The organism is Streptosporangium sp. H16, assembly GCF_051918855.1.
Lineage (GTDB): Bacteria > Actinomycetota > Actinomycetes > Streptosporangiales > Streptosporangiaceae > Streptosporangium.
On the sequence record NZ_JBPXMD010000010.1, the window covers coordinates 35,391 to 57,224 of the forward strand.

A 21,834-nucleotide genomic window follows, 5' to 3' on the forward strand; every position below is an offset into this window, starting at 1 on the left:
GGTTGAGACATCCGCCGGTGATCGTCACACCGGAGGCCGGAACCGGGGCGGGCGGTCCGGGGCGGTCCGGGGGGCGGTCCGGTCACAGGGCGGTGAGGACGGCGGCGAGGGCGCCGACGGCCATGAAGGGGCCGAAGGGGATCTCGCTCTTGCGGCCGGCGCGGCGCGCGGCCATCAGGACGGCCCCGTAGAGCCCGCCGGCCAGGAGCCCGAGGAAGGCCCCGGCGACCAGGGTGTCCCAGCCCAGCCAGCCGAGGGCGGTGCCCAGGCTCGCCGCGAACTTGACGTCGCCCAGCCCCATCCCCGCCGGGTTGACCAGGAACAGCACCAGGTAGAAGCCCGCCAGGGCGAGACCGCCCAGCCCGGCGCCGAGCAGGTCCCCGAGGCGGCCGTCGGCGAGGGCCGTCACGGCCAGCGGGGCGGCGGTCCCCAGGTAGGCGGCGAGGGTGAGCCGGTCGGGCAGCCGGTGGACGGCGGCGTCGACGAAGGACAGGGCGACGGCGACCACCGCCAGCCAGCCGAAGGCGAGCAGCTCCCCCGCCCTGCCGACCGGCGTGCCCCCCGCCCCCGGCGCTCCCGCCGCCGCGTCCGGCCACAGCGCCCGCAGCGCGAGGGCGGCCAGCACCGCCGCGGTGACCCCCTCCACCGCCCCGGCCGCGGGCCAGGGGCCGTGCCGTCCCCCCTCGGCCACCTCGGCCCTCTCGGCCCTCTCCGCAGCCCCCTCGGCTCTCTCGGCCGCCGAGTGGCGGGCCACCACGCGCCGCGTCCCGGACCCGATCGCCAGCCCCGCCAGGGCCGCCAGCGCGGGGAGGACCAGAAGGGTCACCGGGGGGCTCATGGAGCCGACCATAATCCGCGATTCCCTCCCGCGCCGGGGATCCGGCCACTTGGGCCCAGGCGCCGAAGTGACCTCGGAGGTCATTGACGGGGACCGCGATGATCACGGAGGCTTAAGGCATTCCTACCCCCGGAGGGCCGGACCGCGTGGACACGGATCGCTTCAGCAAGATTCCCGCGGTCATCGCGTCACTCGTCCTCCTGCCGGTGCTGCTCGAACTCCTCGCGTGGTACATCGAGGGCGAGGAGTACGACGTGGCCCGCGCGGTCACCGTGATCGCGGTGATCGTGACGCTCGCCCTCATCGCCACCGTGCTCGGCCGGATCAGGGCGCGGCTGCCGGTGCTGCTGGTGGTCGCGCTGACGGCCACCGCGGCAGGAGAGGCGGTGCTGGGGTTCGTGGCGGCGTTCGGCCCGGTGCTCTGGCGGGGCGGGGTGCCCGGCGAGCTGCACGGGCTGGTCACCGCGGGGGTGAGCGCGTTCGCCGTCGCCACCGGCGTCTACCTGCTCGTCCAGTACCGCCGGGGCCTCTACCTGCCCTACCTGGAGGCCGGGATGGGCCCGCTGCCCACCGCCACCAAGCGCAGGGTGATCGGCGAGTCGGAGATCCTGATCCGCACCATGCCGGACATCGGCCCCTCGGCGGAGAAGGCGCTGGCCAGCTGCGTGGCCATGGTCGACCAGGACGACCTGCACTTCGTGGCCTACTTCGGCGACCAGAGGTGCTGCTTCTACACCGACGTGCTGGAGGACGGCGACCTGGCCCACTTCTTCCACGAGACCGACCAGGAGGAACGCAGGAAGATCTATCTCAGGGCGGGCAACCAGCTCAACTGGCTCACCCAGCGGCTCAACCGGCAGCTGCGCAGGCTGGAGGGGGGCGTCCTCATCCGCACGGTCCTCGACGTGGAGCGCGGGGCCATGTTCTTCTACTGGATCGACGAGACCCGCTATCTGATCGGGGTGACCCTGGACCAGCGCAAGGTCGAGGTCGCCGACGACAAGATGGCCAGGCTCGTGGACACCATCCGCGGACACTTCACCCTGCCCCCGATCAACCAGCGAGAACGCGTCCCGAAGCCCCAGGGGCACCTGCGATCCATCCCAAGGAGTGAGCGGTGGCCCGAATCGGGCTCTTGATCGTCGTCGTCGGCCTCGGCTGGCTCGCCGCCGACCTGGGCGGCCTGCGCAATCTGGAACACTCGGGCGCGTACGTGCTGATCAGCAGCCTACTGCTCGCGATCGGCCTGTACGGCAGCACGCACGGGATCGACCGCACCGAGGCCAGGGAGCACTCCCGGCTGATCGTGCTCGCGGTCACCGTCGGGGTGCTGCTGAAGGCGGCGTTCATCGCCGGGGTCGTCTACCTCGTCTCCGGCGACCCCCGGGCGCTGATCATGGCGGTGGTGGTCGCCCAGATCGACCCGCTGTCGGTCGCCGGGGTGATGCGGGACGACCGGCTGTCGAACCAGGCGAAGACGATCCTCGGCGCGTGGTCCTCCTTCGACGACCCGGTGACGATCATCCTGGCCGTCTACGCGGCGGCGCTGGTGAGCGGCTCGGGGGGCGGCGGGCTGTCGGCCTCGTACTTCGCCGACCTGGGGCTGAACGTGCTGTTCGCGGGCGCGGTCTACCTGCTGTGGCGGCTGGTCAGGAACGCCCCGCCGATGCTGACGTACGTGACGGCGGCCGGGGCGGTCGTGTCGGCCGCGTGGACCTCCCTCATGCTCGGCATAGCGACCGCCGGGCTCTACCTGCGCCTGCCCGACGCGCGCTGGCTGGGCCGGGCGGTGAGCGTGGCGTTCGCGCTGTCGGCGTTCCTGATGGGCCTGCTGCTCGTCGGCGGGACGAACATGGGCATGGGCGTGCTGCTCGGGCTGGCCGCGTACGCCGCCCAGATGGTCGCCGCGCTGGTGCTCACCCACGGCCTGCCGATGATCGACCGGGTGCACCTGGGGCTGGCCCAGCAGAACGGGGTGACGGCGGTGATCCTCGCCCTGGTCTTCGAGCGCGACTTCGGCGGGTTCGTCGCCGTGATCGCCCCGGCGATCCTGACGGTCAACCTCGTCCACGCGGCGGCCAACCGAACCGCCGACGCCTGGGAGGCTCGTCGATCTCTTCGATCCGCGCCACGGTGACGTCGGGAGCCTCGGTCCCCAGCTGGTCGAGGGTGCCCGACTCGACCGCGGCGAGCGCCCGCAGGAGACCGCCCTCGATCACGAAGGACACCGGGCCCGCGACGTCCATCACCACGGCCGCGGCACCCTCGTGCACCGCCGCCTGGCAGACCTGGAGGATCGTGGCCTGGATGGGCCTGGCGTCGGGGCGCCAGCGCCGCAGCGGCTCCATCCCGGTGAAGGCGAGCACCGCCTCGCGGCCGTCCGCGCCGACGAGCTTGGGGAGAGCCATCTCGCTCTCCTTCTCCTGCCGCAGCCCGTGCTCGCCGATCTCCGACTCCTTCAGCAGGGCGACCACCGGCACGAGCAGCCGGGCCCCGCTCAGCGCGGCGACGACCTCGCCGGCCTGCGCCTTTCCCGCGGCGAAGGCCGCGAGCGCGGATGTCACGGCGGCGTCGGCGGCGCCGTCGTCGCCGGGGACCAGGGGCTGCGGAATGCTCGGCACGAACCGGGAGCCTACCCGCGGCCGGGACGGGAGGACGAACGCCCCGCCCGCACGCGCCCGGCCCGTGCCGGGGTGCGGCACGGGCCGAAGAGCGTGCCGGTCCGTCAGGGGCGCGGGCCGCCCGTCAGCCGAGGTCGGCGATGGCGGCCACCGGCCCCCCGCCGCTCGGTCCCTGGTGGACCGCCGCGACCGAGACGAACACGGCCGGGTCTCCGGTGACGCTGGCCGCGACGCCGCCCACGGTGGCCTTGATCTGGCGGTGCCAGTGCACGTCGGAGTCGTCGAGCATGATGTTGCGGCGGCCCCGCACGCTGCCCGACGGGTCGGCCTCGCACTTCATGAAGACGTTGACGAGCCGGTCGCCCAGGTCGGACGGGTGGGGGCGCTCGGGCAGCTCGATGCCGCTGGAGCGGATGGCCTCCCAGATGCCGTCGGCGTCCAGCGCGTCCTTCATCACCGAGTGGCCGATCCGGTACCGGCCGCCGATTCCCCGTACGTTGCCGACGACCACGATCTGGGCCCGGTCCAGCTCGACGCCCGAGGAGCACGACGCGACGGAGGAGTAGAGCGACAGGTCGCGGTGGATCCGGTCGGCGGCGGGCATCTCGATCTCGCCGAGGGCGACGGCGATGCCGAGCGCGGTGGTGGAGTTGGAGATGTCCATCGACGGGCCGGTGTCCTCGATCACCACGTCCTTGCCGCGCGACTTGGCGTCGTTGATCGTGGACAGCGTGAGCAGCGGGGTCTTGGTCTGGACGTAGTGGACGTCGGCGGGGTCGTCGATCCCGGCGAGCTTCATGGCCTCGCGGACCCCGGCGGCGACCTTCTCCACCATCGCGGGGCGGCCGATGTCCTCGGGCAGGATCACGTCGCTCATCGCGATGCCGACGCTGACCCTCGGCTCGTCGTTCGGCTCGGCGTTCGCGGTGGTGGCGAAGATCGTGGCGTGCGGGCTGAGCACGCCGTCGGTCCCGCCCGACCACACCAGCGGCACGCTCTCGGGGGACGGGTGCCCCTTGGCCGCGAGCACCCCGCGGAAGGCCGTGTCGGCCAGGATGCGGGTGTAGTCGTTCACGCCGCCGTTGCCCTCGGTCTTGCCGATCACCGCGAGCACCCGGTGCGCCTCGATCACCCCGTCGTCGATGAGCCGGGCGAGCCCGGAGGCGTCGGTCACGCTCTCGATGGGGACCTTGCGCACTTCAATGGGTTCGGGCATCCCTGCCACCTTTCGATCGCGTCATGTTCACTTTCGCACCACGGTGCCGGTCTCCCCGGTGAGCGCCGCTCCCATGTCCTCGAGGGAGGTGATCACCGACCGGTCGCCGCCCTGCTCGACGAAGCGCAGCGCGGCCTCGACCTTCGGGCCCATGCTGCCCCCGGCGAAGTGCCCTGCGGAGTGCAGTACGCGCAGCTCGGCCGCGGTGACGTGGCCCAGGGGCCGGGCCCGGGGCGTGCCGAACCCGACGACGGCCCGGGGCACGTCGGTCGCGATGACCAGGACCGTGGCCCGCACGGCCCGGGCGAGCACGGCGGCGGCCAGGTCCTTGTCGATCACGGCCTCGACCCCGGCCAGCCGCCCCTCGTCGTCGCGGGTCACGGGCACGCCGCCGCCGCCCGCGGCCACGACGGTGAATCCCGCGGCCACCAGCGCGGCCACCGCGGGCGCGTCGAGGATCTCCAGCGGCTCGGGGGAGGCCACCACGCGGCGCCAGCCGCGCTCGAACCGGCGCCAGGTCTGGCCGAGGTCCTCGAAGCGGCGCGCCTCCGCCTCGCTGAAGTAGCGGCCGATCGGCTTCACGGGGTCCCGAAAGGCCGGGTCGGCGGGGTCGACGAGCGTACGGGTGACCACGACCGCGGCGCGGCCGTCGAGCGCGTTGAGGATGAGGGTGCCGATGGTGGCCTGCGTCTGCGCCCCGCACCAGTCGAGCGGCACCGGGGGCACGACGTGGGCGGCGAGCTGGTTCTTCAGGATCAGGTTGCCGACCTGGGGGCCGTTGCCGTGGGTGAGGGTCACCTGGTGGCCGTCCTCGATGAGCGCGACGACGTGGCGCACGGCCTGCTCGACCGCGCGGTGCTGGTCGCCCGGCGAGGCGCCGCCGTCGGGCCCGGTCATCGCGTTGCCGCCGAGCGCGATCAGTACTCGTTCACCCACCTGGCCGACGCTAACGGCCTCCCCGCCCCACCTCATGGGCACTCATTGCCCAAGGGGCACCCTTCCTTCGGCACAACCAGCCAACCGGATGGTTTCCGGGGCCTCGCGGCGGCGGGCATGACCCGGAGCCGGTACGGCTCCTACCATCCGGAGCCCGTATCAGGACGTTTCCCTGCCCCCGTCGCGGGACGCCCGCTCACCCCAGGAGCGTCCTGGTCATCCTCTCGACCACCGGCGCACGCTGCGGCTGCAGGTAGAAGTGGTCGCCGGGGAAGACCGTCAGGGAGAAGTCGGAGCTCGTACGGGCCTCCCACGACTTGGCCTGGACGGGGGTGACCACCGGGTCGGCGTCGCTGACGAAGGCGGAGATCGGGGTGTGCAGCGGAGGTCCGGGACGGTGGCGGTAGGCCTCGACCAGCCGGAAGTCCGCGCGGACGTAGGGCAGGACGATCTCGCGCATCGCCCGGTGGGACAGGATCTCCACCTCGGTGCCGCCGAGCTTCGTCAGCTCGGCCACGAAGCGGTCGTCGTCGTACTCCGAGACCGGAGGCCTGTCGCGGGGATCGTGCGGCGCTCTCGCGCCGGACACGAACAGCCGTGCCGGGGTGATTCCCCTGGTTTCGAGGCGACGCGTGACCTCGTAGGCGAGCGTCGCCCCCATGCTGTGCCCGAACAGCGCGAAACGCCTGTCCAGCAGCGGCAGCATCGACCCGGTGATCTCGTCGGCCAGCGTGTCCATGTCGTCCGGCAGTGGCTCGTCGAACCGGTCGGCCCTGCCGGGCAGCTGCGTCGCGTGCAGCTCGACAGACGCGGGCAGCAGCTCGGACCACGCGCGGTAGGCGGTGGCCGACCCTCCCGCGTGCGTGAAGCAGAACAGCCTCGTGGTCGCCCCCGGACGGGGGAAGGCGCAGCGCAACCAGCTCATTCGACGTTCCCGCTCACCGCGTGTCCTCTCTGGAAGGCGCCGCGATCTCCGCGACGGGCCCGGGATCCACCATGGTCGCATGCCGCGGGCGACCGGATGATCGCGGATGGCGCCGGGACGGGCCCTGCGCCTCATATCCCGAGACAGGCCTCGAAGACGGCGGTGAGGCGGGCGACCACGGCCTCGTGGTCGGGGACCGCGGCGGCGTCGGGACCGTAGAGCTGGCGCATCGTGCCGGTGCCGGTGACGAGCGCGGTGGCGATCGTCGCACGGAAGGCCGCGTCGGGACCGGAGAGCCGCGCCGACAGGGGTTCCAGGATCGCCGAGCTGACCCGGTCGCGGATGATCTCGTGGATCTCCGGGGAGCTGGACGACCGGATGAGCGCGGCGAGCACCACGCTCCCCTGGTCGGAGCGGAGCCGGTCGGCGACGTACTCGGCCAGGCGGCGGGGCAACTCCTCCTCGGGCCCCTCCAGGACGCCGGGGAAGCGCCCCTGCATCGCGAGCACCTCGGCGAACAGCTCCCGCTTGCTGCCGAAGTAGCGGTTGATCAGCGCGATGTTGGCGTCCGCCTCCGCGGCGATCGCCCGCATCGTCACCTGGTCGTACCCGAGGTCGGCGAACAGCCGGCGGGCGGCGTCGAGGATGCGCCGCCTGGTGCCCTCCCTGTCGCGCTGCCGTGTCTCATCCACCTACGGGATCCTTCCAGATTTGACGAGTAAACAAGCGTCTACTAACTTCATGTGTACTGTACATGCATTGGGGGAAGGTTCATGCCGACCGAACAACGGATCCAGGCCGAGGCCGCACCGGGTTTCACCCACAGACAGGTGCTGGAGATCCTGGCCGGACTGATGCTCGCCATGCTGACGTCGATGATCTCGACGTCCGTGGTGGGGACCGCGCTGCCGACCATCGTCGGCACGCTCGGCGGTCAGGAGCAGCTCGCCTGGGTGGCCAGCGCGACCCTGCTGACCATGACCGCCTCCACCCCGATCTGGGGCAAGCTCTCCGACCTCTACGGCCGCAAGCTCATGTTCCAGGTCGCGCTGGTCGTCTTCGTGCTGTCCTCCATCGCCGCCGGGTTCTCCCAGGACATGGGCCAGCTCATCGCGGCCAGGGCGGCGCAGGGCATCGGCGCCGGCGGCCTCGCCGCGCTGCCGCAGATCATCCTCGGCGACGTGGTCGAGCCCCGCGAGCGAGGACGCTACTCCGGTTACATCGGCGCGGTCTTCGGCGTCTCGACGGTGGCCGGCCCGCTGCTCGGCGGGTTCATCGTGGACAACATGTCCTGGCGCTGGACCTTCTGGTTCTGCGTGCCTCTGGCCGTGGTCGCGTTCTTCGTCATCCAGAAGGTGCTGAAGCTGCCGCTCGTCCGCCGCGACACGAAGGTCGACTGGTGGGGGGCGACCTTCATCACCGGCGGCACCACCGCGCTGATGCTGCTGCTCTCCCTGGGGGGCAAGGAGTTCGAGTGGAACTCCGCGTGGACCTACGGCCTGGGCGCGCTCAGCCTGGCGCTGTTCGGTCTCACCGTCGTCGCCGAGCGCGGGGCCGCCGACCCGATCCTGCCCCCGCACCTGTTCCGCAACCGCACCTTCGTGCTCACGTCCGTCGCCTCCCTGCTGGTCGGCGCGGCGATGTTCGGCGCGCTGATGTTCCTGCCGCAGTATCTGCAGATCGTCAAGGGCATGAGCCCCACCGGTTCGGGCCTGATGACCCTGCCCCTGGTGCTCGGCCTGCTCACCTCCTCGATCCTGACCGGCCGGTTCGTCAGCCGGACGGGCCGGTGGAAGATCTTCCCCGTCGTGGGCATGCTGCTGGTCGCGGTCGGCCTGTTCCTGCTCTCCCGCCTGCACGTCGACAGCTCGCTGGTGATCGTCGGCCTCGACAACGCGGTGCTCGGCATCGGGCTCGGCGCCTCCATGCAGATCCTGATCCTGGCCGCCCAGAACGCGGTGACCCGCGCGAACCTCGCCTCGGCGACCTCCGGGGTGTCGTTCTTCCGCTCCCTCGGCGGCGCGGTGGGCGTCGCGGCCTTCGGCGCGATCCTGTCCAACCGGCTCACCGCGGAACTGATCTCCCTGGCGAAGGCGGCACACCTGCCGCTGAGCGGCGGCGCGGTCCCCAGCCTCGGCTCCCCCGAGGCCATCCACAATCTTCCCGCGCCGATCCTGGAGATCATCCTGGAGGCCTTCACCCGGGCGATGAGCGCGGTCTTCGTGGTCGGCGTCCCGATCGCCCTCCTGTCCGCGGTGGCCGCCCTGATGCTCAAGGAGATCCCCCTGCGCTCGGCGCGGACCCCCACCCCGGTGGCCACCCCGGCGGTTACCGCCGGTCCGACCGTCCCGCCTGCCGACCCGGCCGGCCCGCTCACCCCGCCGGTCGCCACGACCGGCCCGACCTCCCCGCCGACCGCCACGACCGATCCGGCCTCCCCGCCGACCGTCGCCGGAAGGCGGTGACACACCCCCGCGCCGCCCGGGACCGGCCCGCTCTCCGGCCGGCCCCGGGCCCTCTCACGCCCGCCTCACCCGAGCCGCCCGCCCCTGGACGGGGGCGATCCTCCCGGCGGCGCCGCGAGGATCGCCCCCCTTCCCCGCCCGGGGGTCAGGCCCCGGCGCGAGGAAACAGCGGATGCGGCCCGTACCGCCACCCGCGGGCGGCGGCCGTCAGAGCGTCCACTTCTGGTTGGCCCAGCCGTTGCAGTTCCACAGCTGCACTTTGGTCCCGTTCGCGTTGATGGTCCCCAGGTCCGCGTCCAGGCAGCGCCCGTTGTACATGCTGTAGATCGTGCGACTCGTCGCGTCGTAGATCCATTTCTGGTTGGCCCAGCCGTTGCAGTCCCAGAGCTGCACCTTGGTCCCGTTCGCGTTGATGGTGCCGAGATCGGCGTCCAGACAGCGGCCGTTCTCCTTGCTGTGGATCGTGTGACTGGACACGTCGTAGCTCCACGACTGGTTGTCCCAGCCGTTGCAGCCCCACAGTTGCACCTTCGTCCCGTTCGGGCCGATGGTGCCGAGGTCGGCGTCCAGACAGCGCCAGTTCTGGTGGCTGCGAATGGGACCCCAGGCCGCGGACTCCGAACCCGAGGCGGTCGCCGCACCGGGGACGAACCCCGCGCAACCGAGCGCGACCGCCGCCGCCGACGCCAGCACCCTGAATCTCCGTCGCATCGTCGATGCTCTCCTTCCTGCGAATCACGGCAGTGTGGAGAGCGGCGCACGCCACCGGGAGGAAACCGCCCAGCCCGATCCACTCCGCACCGCGCGTACCGCTCCCGCGAGCACGCCCGGCCATCACTCTCCGCAGCAGAAGGTACACGCAGAGAGATCGATTCCGGGTCGGCGACACGGCGACCGGCGTTTCGCGGGGCGCGGGCGTCCTCCGGGCGGGCTACCTGGGCCCCTCCCCCGCGAGGGATCCCGTGGCGCGCTCGGCCGCCGTGATCGCGTTGCGGAACAGCATCGCGACCGTGGTGGGCCCGACCCCGCCGACCCTGGGGGTGATGGCCCCGGCCACCCGGGCGCAGGACTCGTCGACGTCGGGCAGCAGGCGCCTGCCCTCGTAGCGCACCCCGCCCCCGATGACGACGGCGCCGGGCTTGACGTGCTCGGGCTGGACGATCCCCGGCACCCCCGCGGCGGCGACCAGGACGTCGGCGCGCCGCGTGTAGCGGGGCCAGTCGCCCACCCCGGTGTGGACGACGGTGACCGCGGCGTTCGCCGTCGGGCGCTTCTGCGCGAGGAGGATCGACAGGGGACGGCCGAGGGTGGCCCCGCGGCCGAGGATGACCACCTCCCGGCCCGCCACCGGGATGTCGTAGAACGCGAGCAGCGCCTCGATCCCGGCGGGCGTGCACGGCAGCGGGCCGGGAAGCTCCAGCGCCAGCCGCCCGATGTTGAGCGGGTGCATGCCGTCGACGTCCTTGTCCGGATCCATGACCTGCAGGGCCCGGTCGTAGTCGAGGTGCTTGGGGACGGGGTGCTGCACGAGCAGCCCGTGCACCGCCGGGTCGTCGTTGAAGGCGGTGATGACCGCGTGCAGGTCCGCCTGGGTGGCACTCGCGGGCAGGTGCTCGTGCGGCGAGGCGAAGCCGAGCTCGGCGGCCTGCCGCTGCTTGATGCGGATGTATCCGGCACTGGCGTCGTCGTCACCGACCAGGACCGTCGCCAGGCTCGGGGTGACACCCGCGCGGGTCAGGGCGGCCACCCGCGCGGCCACGTCGGCGAGGATCCTCTCGGCCACCGGGCCGCCCGGGAGAAGCCGGGCGGACGGCGCGCTCTCGGACTCCGGGCCGTTCGCTGTGAACTGGGACATGCGCGTCCTCTCGGCGTGGGCGCCCAGGCGGTCGACTCCCACGACGAGCTCCCCGATGGTTGATGCCATCCCCTAGCCGCCAGTCGCGTCATCCCCAGGATGCCCGATCACCCCCCGCCGGGTCGAACCGCCCCCGCCGCCGCGCCGAGACCGGCCAGGCGGCTCACGGCCTCGTCGATGACCTCGTCCCGCTTGCAGAAGGCGAAGCGGACGAAGTGCCTGCCGCGCTCGGGGCGGGCGTAGAAGACCTGGGTCGGGATGGCGACCACGCCCGCCAGGGACGGCAGCTCGCGGGTCAGCGCGAGGCCGTCGGTGAAGCCCAGGGGCCGGATGTCGGTCTGCACGAAGTAGGTGCCCGCGGGGCGGTAGACCTCGAAGCCCGCCGCGGACAACCCCGCCGTCAGGCGGTCGCGCTTGGCCTCCAGGGCCGCCCGCAGGGAGGAGACCCAGTCGAGCTCGTGGCGCAGGCCGTGGGCGACGGCGAGCTGCCAGGGCGCGGCGGCGGTGAAGGTGAGGAACTGCTTGACGGTCTGCGCGGCCCTGACGAGCTCGGGCGGCGCGCAGATCCAGCCCGTCTTCCAGCCGGTGACCGAGAAGGTCTTGCCCGCGGAGGAGATCATCACGGTGCGCTCGCGCATGTCCGGCAGGGTGGCCACCGGCACGTGCTCGACGCCGTCGAAGGTGAGGTGTTCGTAGACCTCGTCGGTGACGGCCACCAGGTCGCGCTCCAGGCACAGGCGGGCGATCTCGTCCAGCTCGGCGCGGGTGAAGACCGTACCGGTGGGATTGTGCGGGGAGTTGACCAGGACGGCCCGGGTACGCGGCCCGGCGGCGGCGCGCAACTCGGCGGGGTCGAAGGTGAAGCGGCCCCCGACCGGGCGCAGGGTGACCGGGCGGAGCACGGCCCCGGCGAGGGCGACGGCGGCGGCGTAGGAGTCGTAGTACGGCTCGAAGACGATCACCTCGTCGCCCGGCTCGCACAGCGCGAGGATCGTCGCGGCGATGGCCTCGGTCGCGCCGACGGTGACGAGAATCTCGCCGTCGGGGTCGTAGTCGAGCCCGTAGTGGTCCTTGCGGTGCTCGGAGACGGCCCGGCGCAGCTCGGGCACCCCCGGCCCCGGCGGGTACTGGTTGGCGCCCTCGCGGATCGCCGACACCGCGCGCTCCAGCATCGCGGCGGGCCCGTCGGTGTCGGGGAAGCCCTGCCCGAGGTTGATCGAGCCGGTCCGCAGGGCCAGTGCCGACATCTCGGCGAAGATGGTCGTGCCGAACTCGCGCATCCGCGCCACCAGAGGATCGCTCACGCGCTCCAGCGTAGTCCCGCCCCGACCGGCGGCTCCCGGTGACAAGCCGTCCGATCACCGCTCGCGCCGCCGCGCCATCGGAGAAATGCCGGGACGGCATTCGTTCGGCGAATCCCCGTTCCGTGGATCACCGAAACCCTCTCTCGGTGGTGATGGCCCGACGTAGGGTGAACGCGAAGTCTCGGGAAACCACCGGCGGAGACGACTGACAGATGGTGAACAGCGAGAAGACCGCGGAGACCTCGCCTTCGACGGACACCCCCGGCTCGACGGAACGCGCGTGGCAGATGGTGACCGGTTTCTCCAACGCCCTCGTCCAGACACTGCTGGTGCTTCTCGCCCTCTCCATTTCCACGGTCTCGAAAGTGCTCCTGGTCTGCGGGATTCTCGCGCTGACGGCACTGACCATTTTCCCCGGCCACCTGCTGAAGAGCACCGCCTGGCTGCGCCGCGCGATTCCGGAACGGCTGTACGGCCTTCTCGGGACGTTCTCCCAGTGGGTGCGCCAGGACGCCTGGTGGCTGCTCTCCGCCGGCGTCCTGGTCACCGTCGTCGTCACCCTGGCCGTCGTTCCCAAGGACGAGCCGTGGGTCACCTGCCAGATCCCCGACGAGGTCACGCTCCTGGCGTCCGCCGAGACCTCCCCGGCCATCCAGCGGGCGGCCGGGGAGTTCATGGCGGGAAAGGCCGACTGGTGGGGCTGCCGCCAGATGAACATCAACGTCAGCGGGCTGCGCGCCGACGAGGTGCGGGACCGGCTGGGCGACTGGACGTTCCCCGTCCAGCCGGCGACCGGGCGGACGGCGGAGCGGACGGCCCTGCGGCCCCCGGGCGCCCGGCCCGACGGGTGGATCGCCGACTCCCCGCAGGAGATCGACTACCTGGACAGGAACGCGGACGGCATGCCGGCGTTCGGCGCCCGGACGGTCGTCGCGACCTCGCCCCTGGTCATCGCCGCGCCGGAGGAGCTCGCCGAGGAGCTCACCGAGGCCAACAGGAAACCGGGAGACCGCGAGTGGGCCGACCTGCTGCGAAGCAGGCCGGGCGCCCGGCAGGTCGTGCGCACCCACCCGCTGGCCTCCAACGTCGGCCTGATGGCCACGGCCGCCGCCCCCGGCCGCGCGGAGGGGCTGTCCACGAAGGTACGGCCGGGCGACGACGTCCGCGACGTGATGTGCCGGTACGCGGGTTCCCTCGACACGTCCGCGATGGTCCTGACCGAACAGCAGTTCCACGAGCTCAACGTCTCCCTGTCGGGCGCCGACCCCGCGCTCCCCGCGTCGGGCGGCTGCGCCGTCCCCGGTGCGGGCTCGCCGGGTGCCGCCTCCGCGCCGGAGAGCGCCGGGGAGAGGCCGCCGCGGCTGACCGCCGTCTACCCGAGGGGCGGCCACGCCATGCGGTACGCCTGCGTCTCCAAGCGGTGGCCGGACCTGAGGCGGCCCCCCGCCGTCGAGCGGACGGTCAGGGAGTTCTGCGACTTCCTGCGGGAGGCCCTCCCCCGCTACGGATTCCGTGACGCCGAGGGCCGTCTGAACGTCGGGAGGCTGCCGGCGAAGGCGCCCTGGCTGAGGCCGGGCGCGCCGGTGGCGGCGAACTGGAAGCCGGACATCTCCAAGCTGCTGTACAAGCTGGCGACCCCGCTCGCCGACCACGTGCTCGTCGTGGTCGACGTCTCCGGATCGATGGCGGGCAACAGGGTGAACGACGGCAGGTCACGGCTGGAGGCGGCGATCCAGGTGGCCCAGCTCGCCGTCACGTCCAGGCGCGGTGAGCTGACCACGGGAATCATGACGTTCTTCCCTGACGACGACGGCCGCGGTGTCCCCCTCGCGCCCGTCGCCGACGGGGGAAGGGCTCTCGCCGGCAGGCTCACCGCCGTCCAGAAGGCCTACCGGGACAGCTCGCACCGCGATCCCCCGATGCGCCCCATCATCAGGAACGCGCTCGGCCAGATGGCGAGGATCGGTGACCCCGGGGAGCGGAAGGCCGTGCTCGTCCTCACCGACGGAGGGAGCCCCCACGGGCTGACCGGCGGGGACCTCAGGGAACACGACGATGTCCGCCTGCTGATGCTCTCCTTCGACCTGCACGGCTGCGCCAAGCCCCCGCTGCCGAAGCTCAGGGACGAGGGCCTGATGTCCTGCTACGACGCGAGCACCGACCCCGACCAGAAGCTGGACGACGCGTTCACCGAACTCCGGACGGTCACCGATTGACGTCCTCCCCAGGGCCGAGGCCCGAGGTCTCCACACTGGAGGTATCCGATGAGCCGCCCCTCGCCGTCCACGACGTCCGCCTCAGGGGGGACGGGCGGGCGGGGCACGCCCTCCGGGGCGGAGCCGGTCGGCCACGGGGTGATCCTTCTCCTCCTGCTGCTCGTCCTTCTGCCCTCCCTGGGGGCGAGTGCCGCGCCCACCCCGCCTCCCGGCCCGCCCAGGGACGACTGCGTCCTGCGCATCGCCAGCGGCGCCGACGTCTCGGGAGGGGCCCGTGAGCGGGCGCTGCAGGCCGTGTGGAACGGCGTCGGCGGCAGGCCCCGGGCGTGCTTCGTGGCGATCTCCTCGGTCGCGGACGAGCAGCGCAGCGCGATGATCTCGGCCGCCCAGTCGAAGGCCGGGCACTACGACGTGTACAACCTCGATATCCAGTGGATCCCCGAGTTCGCCGAGGGGGGCTATCTGCGCCCGATCGACACCTCCGAGCACGGCGGGACCAACGACTTCCTCTCCCAGATCTGGTCCGCGGGCGCCTGGGACGGCGTCCAGTACGCGGTGCCGTTCAACACCGACGTGGGGCTCCTCTACCACCTCGGCGACCTGCGGGAGCCGGAGGACTGGCGGGACATGACCGGCCTCGCGAAGGCGCGCCGCGCCGGTCCCGGCTCCACCGTCCTCGGACTCACCGGGCAGTTCGCCTCCTACGAGGGGCTCACGGTCAACGCCCTGGAGGCGATCTGGGCCAACGGCGGGGACGTGGTCGACGCGAACGGCCGCGTGGTGATCGCCCAGAAGGAGGGCGTGGAGGCCGTCGGGCGGCTCATCGAGACGGTGCGGGCCGGCGTGATCTCCGGGGAGACCCTCGGCAGCACGGAGACGGAGTCGCTGACCGCCTTCCGCAAGAGGCACGCGCTGTTCCTGCGGCACTGGCCCTACGCCCACGAGGTGCTCTCCGGGGAGTCGAAGTCGGGAGGGGTCGCCTTCCGCGCGGCGCCGCTGCCCTGGCAGGGAGTCCTCGGCGGCCAGTACCTCGCCGTCTCCAGGCACACCGTCCGGCGCGACGCCGCGCAGCAACTGGTGGCGGCGCTGACCGGCGGGGAGGCGGCCAGGCTGCTCTACCACTGCGGCGGGTTCGCCCCGGCCAGGGTCTCCGCGCTCTACGCGCAGCCGGAGAGCGGCTGCGGCGGCTCGTCGCCCGCGGCGACTCCGCCCGAACCCGCCACCGAACCCGCCGCCTGGCCCGGCTCCACCCCCTCCCCCGCCGCCGAGCCCGAGTCCGAGGGCGTGCGGCCCGACACGCTGCTGCGCGCGCTGACGCAGGCCAGGGCGCGGCCCCCCTCCCCGTACTACAGTCAGTTCAGCCGGGTCTTCCGCACGGAGGTCCACGAGCTGCTCGGCTGCTGGTCGCTCGGGCGGAAGGGCTGCGAGGACGCGAGGACGTTCACGGCCGGCCTCGCCCCCAAGCTGAGAAAAGCGCTGGCCGGCGGCTGACCCTCCCCCCGCACTCCACGGCCGGTGGCGCTCCGGCGCCCGCCCCCGCCTTCGCGGGCCCGGCCGGCGCGACGGCGATGACGGGACGCACCGCTCGCCGGTAACCCGATCCGGGCCCCGCGTCACCGGCACGGCCCGCGCGGCGCAGCTCATCGACGGCCCCGGTCGCTCGAACCCGCCCCGGCTCCGGCACTTGCCCCCGACGTAAGGTCATGGTTTCCACTGGGGGCATGAAGCCCGTTCCCCTGATCTACCTGGCCTCGTACGCCCTGTCGTTGCTGGGAAACTCGATTACCGCGGTGGCTCTTCCCCTGATCGTTTTGCAGACGACGGGAAGCGTCCTCTCCGCGGGAGTCCTCTCCGCCGCCACCGCGGTGCCGGCCTTCGTCTCGGGTCTGGTCATGGGCGTCGTGATCGACCGGATCAACAGGCGCACGTCGTCGGTGATCACCGATCTGGTCTCCGCCACGTCGCTGGCCGCCCTGCCCGTCGTCGACCTCGTGACCGGATTGAACCTGGGGTGGCTCATCCTCTTCGGCATCGTCGGCGTGGTCGGTGACGTGCCGGGGATGACGGCCCGCGAGGCGCTCCTGCCCGCGATCGTGCGGAACGGCGGCATCCCCGCGCACCGGCTCATGGGCATCAGGGAGGGCCTCGGCGCATTGATCATGGTGATCGGGCCGGCCGCGGCCGGGAGTCTGCTGGCCCTGTTCGACGGGTCCATGGTGCTGTGGATCACGGCCGGCACCTCGTCCGCAGCGGCGATGCTCACGCTCCTGATCCCGAGGAACGTCGGCGTGATCCCCGCCGGGGCCACCCCCGTGTCTCCGCCCGCTTCGGGGTGGGGGCTGTTGAAGGAGGGCTGGCGGGTGCTGTTCCGGCGCGACCGGTTCCTGCTCGCGGTCACGATGCTCAACCTGGTGCTGATCACCGTGATCGTCTCCCTGCGGGGAATCGTCCTGCCCGCGCACTTCACGCTGATCGGCCGCCCGGAGACACTCGGTTTCGTGCTCACTGCGATCGCCGCTGGAACCCTCGTGGGCGGCGGCCTCTACGCCGCTCTGGGGACACGCGGGTCACGCCCGGCGCTTCGAGCGACTGGACGCGGACGCGGATCCGGCGGTCGCCGACCGCCTCGTCGAGGACTTCACCGACCGGTTGGGGACGATCCTCGCCGAGTTCACCGGGTGGGACGGGGGCATCGACCTCATCGACGGGAAGCTGTACGGCCTCTTCGAGCAGTACCTGCGCGACGCCCTGAACCCCGCGCAGCGGATGGTGGTCGCCCGGATCACGGAAAGGCTGGAGGCGCTCACCGGCCCGCCGGCGTGAGAGCCGGTCACCGCCGAGCGCCGTGCCCGCGCCCCCGGAACGAATTTCTCTCGCGATGGCCGGCCGCGCCGTCGGACCGGCCGCGCGATCCGGTCCGGGCGCCGGCAACCGGGTGGGTCGTCTATGCGTAGGTGATTATGGGATGGTACGTCTATTTGCTGTGACCCGACCGACCCAGCCGACCGATCCGATCGATCCGGCCGGAGCAGCCTCACCGGCCGGACCGGCCGGAGCGGCGCAACCGACCGGAGCGGCCCGGCTCCACGCGCTCGACGCGCTCCGCGGCTTCGCGGTGTGCGGGATCATGGTGGTCAACACCTGGCAGCACACGCGTGACCACCTGGGCGAGTCCGATCGCAACGCGGTCGACTGGGCGATCGACAACCTGCTGCAGAGCAGGTTCTACCCGATCTTCTCGTTCCTGTTCGGGCTGAGCTTCGTCCTCTTCCTGAGGTCGGCGGCCGACCGGACCGAACACCCCTGGGCCGTGCTGCTGCGCAGGCTGGCGGTGCTCGCCGCCCTCGGCGCGGTCCACCAGATCTTCAACTCGGGCGAGGTGCTCCTTCCCTACGCGATCTTCGGGGCGCTGGTCCTGCTGCCCGCCTCGTTCCTCCCCCGGCCCGCGGTGGCGGTGCTGGGCGTCGCCCTCACCGCGTGGGCGGTGTACCAGGGCGGCGGGATCATCCTCGTTCCCGGCCTGTTCCTGCTGGGCATGGTCCTGATGGAGCGCCCGCCGCCCGGGTGGCTGCTGCCGCCGGCGTTCGTGGCGAGCGCGGTGCTGGGCGTGACGCTCACCTGGCTCTGGGTGCGCATCGCCAAGGACCCCCTCCTCTTCCGCGCGTACGTCCACCCGGCCGCCGGGCTCGCCGTCGCCACGGCCTACGGCACCGGGATGCTGCTCCTGCTGCGGACCCGGCTGCGCGACCCGCTGCTGGCGGTGCTGGCCCCGCTCGGCCGGATGGCGCTGACGAACTATCTGGTGAGCACCCCGATCATCCTGGTCTTCGTACCCCTGCTCGTCGCGGACACGACCCGGCTCGCCGGCGTGGCGCTCTCCGTCGCCGTCCTGGCGCTTCAGGTGCTGTTCAGCCGCGCGTGGCTGGCCAGGTTCAGGTACGGGCCGCTGGAATGGGCGTGGCGGAGCCTCACGTGGTTGGAACGAGTGCCGAACAGACGGATAGGGTCACATCCGTGACGCGCATCGCCCTCTGCCAGATCCCGGTGGCCGAAGACCCCGCCGCCAACCTCAGCCGTGCCCGCGACGCCCTCGCCGAGGCCGCGGCGGGCGGCGCCGGGCTGGCGATCCTCCCGGAGGCCGCCCTCACCCGGTACGGCAAACGCGTCACCGACCTCGCCCAGCCGCTGGACGGGCCGTTCGTGACCGGACTGGCCGAGGCGGCGCGGGAGCACCGCCTGTCGGTGATCGCGGGGGTGTTCGAACCCGGCGAGGGCCGGGTCCACAACACCGCGGTCGCCATCGGCCCCTCGGGCTCGATCGAGGCGGCCTACCGGAAGATCCACCTGTTCGACTCCTTCGGCGCCCGCGAGTCCGAGCTGGTCGCGCCGGGCGACACGCCGGTCGTGGTGGAGCTGGCCGGGATCCGGGTGGGCCTGGTCACCTGCTATGACATCCGCTTCCCCGAGCTCACCCGGGCCCTGGTCGACCTGGGGGCCGAGATGTTCGCGGTGATCGCCGCATGGGGTTCGGGGCCGATGAAGGAAGAACACTGGACCACCCTCGTCAGGGCCCGCGCGATCGAGAACACCACCTGGGTCGCGGCCGTGGGCCAGGCGCCGAACCCGGAGGCCCGCGACGGCTTCGGGATCGGGCGGAGCATGCTGGTCGATCCGATGGGAGTGGTACGCACCGATATGGGACCCACAGCCGCCGTACAGACGTGCGAAATCGACGCGCAGATCACGATTGCCACCCGGAATGCCCTGCCGTGCCTGGAACACCGGCGGCTCCAGGTCGGCAGATCGTAAAATGCCGACCGTGAGTGAGCCACCTGGGCGTAGAACGCAGATGCAGAAGGTCATACCGCCTCGGCTGCTCGTGCCCTATCTGGCCGGCAGACGCACCGTGATCTCCGGGTACGTCTACCGGGTTCAGGACTGCGCGCAGCTGACCACCCCCGCGCAGCTCTTCGCCGGCCTCGACCTGGGGTTCGAGGGCTCGGAGCTGACCGCGACGGTCCCGGAGATCTATCTGATGCGCTGGTTCGCCCGCGACATGGACGCCTACGTCGTGCCGTACGGCCCGCACATGGGCGGTGACTGGAACGATTCACCGCCCTTCACCGGAAACGGCTTCACCACCTCGCGGGAGCACGTCGTGCCGCAGTTCCACACCACGCCCATGCCGATCCCCGCGGGGGCCGAGATCATCCACGTGGTCCCCGGCGAGGAGCGCCTCTTCGGCCTCTACGACGGCCTGAGCTGGCGGCCCGCCTCATGAGCGCCGAGATCGAGCCGGTGGCCTCGGGGTTCGCCGCCCGCTACCTGGGCCGTACGTACGCCGCGGCCCTCGGGCCCGGCAGCGCCGAGGTGGTGCTGTTCAACGAGGAGGCGCAGAAGGGCTTCGAGGCGGCCTCCGGCTACTGGCGGCTGGTCGTCGCCCGCGAGGACCTCGACTGGCTGGTGCTGGTCCGCACGGTCGGCGCGTTCGGCGGGGAGCCGTGCCTGGTCCTCGACGTCTCCGAGGAGAACGGCGAGGAGAGCCTGCACATCGCCTACACCGGGCACAGCGGGATGAAGGCCGAGGCACTGGGCTACTGGATGGTCGACCACGGGGCGTACGAGGTCGTCGTCCCCCGCGACGAGGTCTTCTCCATCAGGATCGAGCGCCTGCCCGTCCCGCTCGCCCCGGAGGGCGCCGAGCCGTAACGCTCCCGGCGCACCCGCGGGGCGGGCTCACCGGCCGGCCGGGAGCCGCGAGCCGGGCCCGACCGCCGGTCGGCCGTCGGTCTGCCGGTCGGCCCGTCGATCGGCCGGGAGCGTCTCATCGCCCGGCGTCCTCGCGGAGCAGGATCACCACCAGCAGGGCGACGCCCGCCATCAGGACGGCGCTGATCGCAGCGGTCAGGTGGAAGCCCTGGACGAACGCGGTGCGCGCCGTGTCGAGGAGTCCGGACGCGAGCCGTCCGGGAAGGCTCCCCGCGACCGCCACCGCGGCGTTGAGGTTGTCGCGGGCGGCCTCGGGAACCTCCGCCGGTGAGATCCGGCTCCGGTAGACCGCGGTGATGACGCTGCCGAGGACCGCGATGCCGAGCGCGCCGCCGAACTGGGGCGCCACCGAGGCGATCGCCGCCGCGGCACCGGCCCGGCGAGGCGGCGCGGAGCCGACGACCAGGTCGGTGGCGAGCGCCATCATCGGCCCCAGCCCCGCGGAGACGACGACGGCACCGGACACGAGGACGGCGAGCCCGCCCGTCCCCTGCGTCCGGGTGAGCACGAGATAGCCGGCCGCGGACACGGCCAGGCCCGTGGCGATCACGATGGAAGGCGGGATCCTCCGCGCGATCCGGGGGGCCAGGAGGGAGCCGGCGATGACCCCCGCCGCCGAGGGCGCCGTCCACAGGCCCGCCTCCAGGGGCGACAGGCCGTGCACCAGCTGCAGGTACTGCGCGACGGCGTAGTTGGAACCCCACAGCACGAAGATGCCGAGCGCCAGCGTGGCGGCCGCGGCGCTGAACGTCCGTCCGGCGAACAGCCGCAGATCGACGAGGGGATCGGCCAGCGTGCGCTGCCTGCGGACGAACACCGCCGCCAGCGCGAGCCCGGTCACGACCGCGACCGCGGACGTCACCTCCGGGCCGTCGGCCGCGATCCGCTTGAGCCCGTAGACCAGCGGCAGCACCGCGCCCAGTGACAGCAGCGCGCCGGCGACGTCCAGCCGCCCCGCGGCGGCGTCCCTGCGCTCCGGCAGCAGGAGCGGGCCCGCGACCAGCAGCACCGCCATGAAGGGTACGGCCAGCAGGAACGCCGACCCCCACCAGAAGCGTTCCAGCAACCACCCCCCCACCAGCGGGCCGATCGCGGTGCCTCCCGAGACGCTGGCGACGATGATCCCGATGGCCGTCGCCCGCTGCCGCGGATCGGAGAACATGGACGTGGCCAGGGAGAGTGTGGAGGGCATCAGCGTCGATCCGGCGACACCCATCAGCCCCCGGGCGACGATCAGGCTCCCGGCGTCGGGCGCGTAGGCGGCCAGGACCGAGGCCAGGCCGTACGCCACCGCCCCGATCAGCAGCAACCGGCGGCGGCCGATCCGGTCGCCCAGCGCGCCCATGGTGATGAGCGACCCGGCCAGCAGGAAGGCGTAGACGTCCACGATCCACAGCGACTGGGTGCCGCTCGCCGCCAGATCCCTGCCGATGGCGGGTAACGCGAGGTTGGTGACGGTCAGTTCGAGGGAGGCGAGGAGGGCGGGCAGCGCCAGCACGGCGAGGCCCGCCCACTCCCGCCGCCCGGCCGTAACCGGCGCGGTCGGCGTGGTCGGCGTGATCGGCTTCGCGGGCGTGGTCGGATCGGTCATGGTCATCAGGATGAGACCTCAACCAGAGTTGAGGTCAACCGCCGACGGCCACCTCCGGGCCCCGGGGGCGTCCGGCATCCGTACGGGTGATGCCGCCG

The 21,834-nt window shown here is 72.4% G+C and carries 20 protein-coding genes, 1 pseudogene and 1 riboswitch; of the genes and pseudogenes, 11 read left to right on the forward strand and 10 right to left on the reverse strand.

What is annotated here, in order from left to right; translation table 11 throughout:
* Positions 1-82: 82 nt before the first annotated feature.
* Positions 83-838, reverse strand: a complete 756-nt coding sequence (locus tag ACTOQ2_RS18350) for a prepilin peptidase (protein ID WP_440100764.1) — start codon at positions 836-838, stop codon at positions 83-85.
* A 146-nt stretch (positions 839-984) separates the two neighbouring features.
* On the opposite strand from ACTOQ2_RS18350, the gene ACTOQ2_RS18355 reads away from it, so the two are divergent.
* Together ACTOQ2_RS18355 and ACTOQ2_RS18360 are read left to right on the forward strand one after the other, a co-directional pair.
* Complete coding sequence (locus ACTOQ2_RS18355; RefSeq protein ID WP_440100766.1) at positions 985-1,977, forward strand: hypothetical protein; 993 nt, start codon at positions 985-987, stop codon at positions 1,975-1,977.
* Positions 1,956-2,975: a hypothetical protein gene (locus ACTOQ2_RS18360; RefSeq protein WP_440100768.1), complete on the forward strand. Its 1,020-nt coding sequence runs from the start codon at positions 1,956-1,958 to the stop codon at positions 2,973-2,975. The genes ACTOQ2_RS18355 and ACTOQ2_RS18360 overlap by 22 nt, the downstream gene beginning before the upstream one ends.
* Here ACTOQ2_RS18360 and ACTOQ2_RS18365 read toward each other — a convergent pair.
* From ACTOQ2_RS18365 to ACTOQ2_RS18385, 5 genes are all read right to left on the reverse strand, one after another.
* Entirely contained in the window at positions 2,896-3,459 is a 564-nt protein-coding gene (locus ACTOQ2_RS18365) for an SseB family protein (protein ID WP_440100770.1), read from the reverse strand. The genes ACTOQ2_RS18360 and ACTOQ2_RS18365 overlap by 80 nt on opposite strands.
* A 124-nt stretch (positions 3,460-3,583) precedes the next feature.
* Positions 3,584-4,675, reverse strand: a complete 1,092-nt coding sequence (locus ACTOQ2_RS18370; protein ID WP_440100771.1) for a ring-opening amidohydrolase — start codon at positions 4,673-4,675, stop codon at positions 3,584-3,586.
* A gap of 27 nt (positions 4,676-4,702) precedes the next feature.
* Entirely contained in the window at positions 4,703-5,611 is a 909-nt protein-coding gene (locus ACTOQ2_RS18375; protein ID WP_440100773.1) for a carbamate kinase, read from the reverse strand.
* Between the two features lie 196 nt (positions 5,612-5,807).
* On the reverse strand, positions 5,808-6,536 hold the full coding sequence (locus tag ACTOQ2_RS18380; protein ID WP_440100775.1) for a thioesterase II family protein: 729 nt from the start codon (positions 6,534-6,536) through the stop codon (positions 5,808-5,810).
* Between the two features lie 131 nt (positions 6,537-6,667).
* Positions 6,668-7,228: a TetR/AcrR family transcriptional regulator gene (locus tag ACTOQ2_RS18385; protein WP_440100776.1), complete on the reverse strand. Its 561-nt coding sequence runs from the start codon at positions 7,226-7,228 to the stop codon at positions 6,668-6,670.
* Between the two features lie 81 nt (positions 7,229-7,309).
* Here ACTOQ2_RS18385 and ACTOQ2_RS18390 point away from each other — a divergent pair, with 81 nt between their 5' ends.
* Positions 7,310-9,001: an MFS transporter gene (locus ACTOQ2_RS18390; protein WP_440100778.1), complete on the forward strand. Its 1,692-nt coding sequence runs from the start codon at positions 7,310-7,312 to the stop codon at positions 8,999-9,001.
* Positions 9,002-9,208: 207 nt separating this feature from the next.
* Here the strand turns inward: ACTOQ2_RS18390 and ACTOQ2_RS18395 are convergent, their stop codons facing one another.
* From ACTOQ2_RS18395 to ACTOQ2_RS18405, 3 genes are all read right to left on the reverse strand, one after another.
* The gene (locus ACTOQ2_RS18395) at positions 9,209-9,712 is read right to left on the reverse strand and encodes an RICIN domain-containing protein (protein WP_344749122.1); all 504 of its coding nucleotides are present in this window, start codon (positions 9,710-9,712) and stop codon (positions 9,209-9,211) included.
* 220 nt (positions 9,713-9,932) lie between these two features.
* Positions 9,933-10,856 carry a bifunctional 5,10-methylenetetrahydrofolate dehydrogenase/5,10-methenyltetrahydrofolate cyclohydrolase gene (locus ACTOQ2_RS18400; protein WP_440101107.1) on the reverse strand — a complete coding sequence of 308 codons (924 nt, stop codon included), beginning with the start codon at positions 10,854-10,856 and terminating at the stop codon, positions 9,933-9,935.
* 14 nt (positions 10,857-10,870) lie between these two features.
* A riboswitch (ZMP/ZTP riboswitch) is annotated at positions 10,871-10,953 on the reverse strand.
* Between the two features lie 10 nt (positions 10,954-10,963).
* Entirely contained in the window at positions 10,964-12,160 is a 1,197-nt protein-coding gene (locus ACTOQ2_RS18405) for a pyridoxal phosphate-dependent aminotransferase (protein ID WP_440064117.1), read from the reverse strand.
* Between the two features lie 212 nt (positions 12,161-12,372).
* Here ACTOQ2_RS18405 and ACTOQ2_RS18410 point away from each other — a divergent pair, with 212 nt between their 5' ends.
* From ACTOQ2_RS18410 to ACTOQ2_RS18445, 8 genes and pseudogenes are all read left to right on the forward strand, one after another.
* Complete coding sequence (locus ACTOQ2_RS18410; protein WP_440100780.1) at positions 12,373-14,376, forward strand: substrate-binding domain-containing protein; 2,004 nt, start codon at positions 12,373-12,375, stop codon at positions 14,374-14,376.
* 48 nt (positions 14,377-14,424) lie between these two features.
* A complete protein-coding gene (locus ACTOQ2_RS18415) occupies positions 14,425-15,867 on the forward strand; it encodes an extracellular solute-binding protein (protein WP_440100782.1) in 1,443 nt (480 codons plus the stop codon).
* 230 nt (positions 15,868-16,097) lie between these two features.
* Positions 16,098-16,895: pseudogene (locus ACTOQ2_RS18420) on the forward strand (MFS transporter); the annotation flags it as partial.
* Between the two features lie 130 nt (positions 16,896-17,025).
* Positions 17,026-17,199 (forward strand): hypothetical protein, encoded by a 174-nt coding sequence (locus tag ACTOQ2_RS18425; RefSeq protein WP_440101121.1) that lies wholly within the window; start codon positions 17,026-17,028, stop codon positions 17,197-17,199.
* Between the two features lie 160 nt (positions 17,200-17,359).
* Complete coding sequence (locus ACTOQ2_RS18430; RefSeq protein ID WP_440100784.1) at positions 17,360-18,394, forward strand: DUF418 domain-containing protein; 1,035 nt, start codon at positions 17,360-17,362, stop codon at positions 18,392-18,394.
* Positions 18,391-19,185 carry a carbon-nitrogen hydrolase family protein gene (locus ACTOQ2_RS18435; RefSeq protein ID WP_440100786.1) on the forward strand — a complete coding sequence of 265 codons (795 nt, stop codon included), beginning with the start codon at positions 18,391-18,393 and terminating at the stop codon, positions 19,183-19,185. Before ACTOQ2_RS18430 ends, ACTOQ2_RS18435 begins: the two co-directional genes overlap by 4 nt.
* Before the next feature lie 10 nt (positions 19,186-19,195).
* Positions 19,196-19,657: a hypothetical protein gene (locus ACTOQ2_RS18440; RefSeq protein ID WP_440100788.1), complete on the forward strand. Its 462-nt coding sequence runs from the start codon at positions 19,196-19,198 to the stop codon at positions 19,655-19,657.
* Positions 19,654-20,085, forward strand: a complete 432-nt coding sequence (locus tag ACTOQ2_RS18445; protein ID WP_440100790.1) for a hypothetical protein — start codon at positions 19,654-19,656, stop codon at positions 20,083-20,085. Before ACTOQ2_RS18440 ends, ACTOQ2_RS18445 begins: the two co-directional genes overlap by 4 nt.
* 115 nt (positions 20,086-20,200) lie before the next feature.
* On the opposite strand, the gene ACTOQ2_RS18450 is transcribed toward ACTOQ2_RS18445, so the two are convergent.
* Positions 20,201-21,736, reverse strand: a complete 1,536-nt coding sequence (locus ACTOQ2_RS18450; protein ID WP_440100791.1) for an MFS transporter — start codon at positions 21,734-21,736, stop codon at positions 20,201-20,203.
* Between the last annotated feature and the right edge of the window lie 98 nt (positions 21,737-21,834).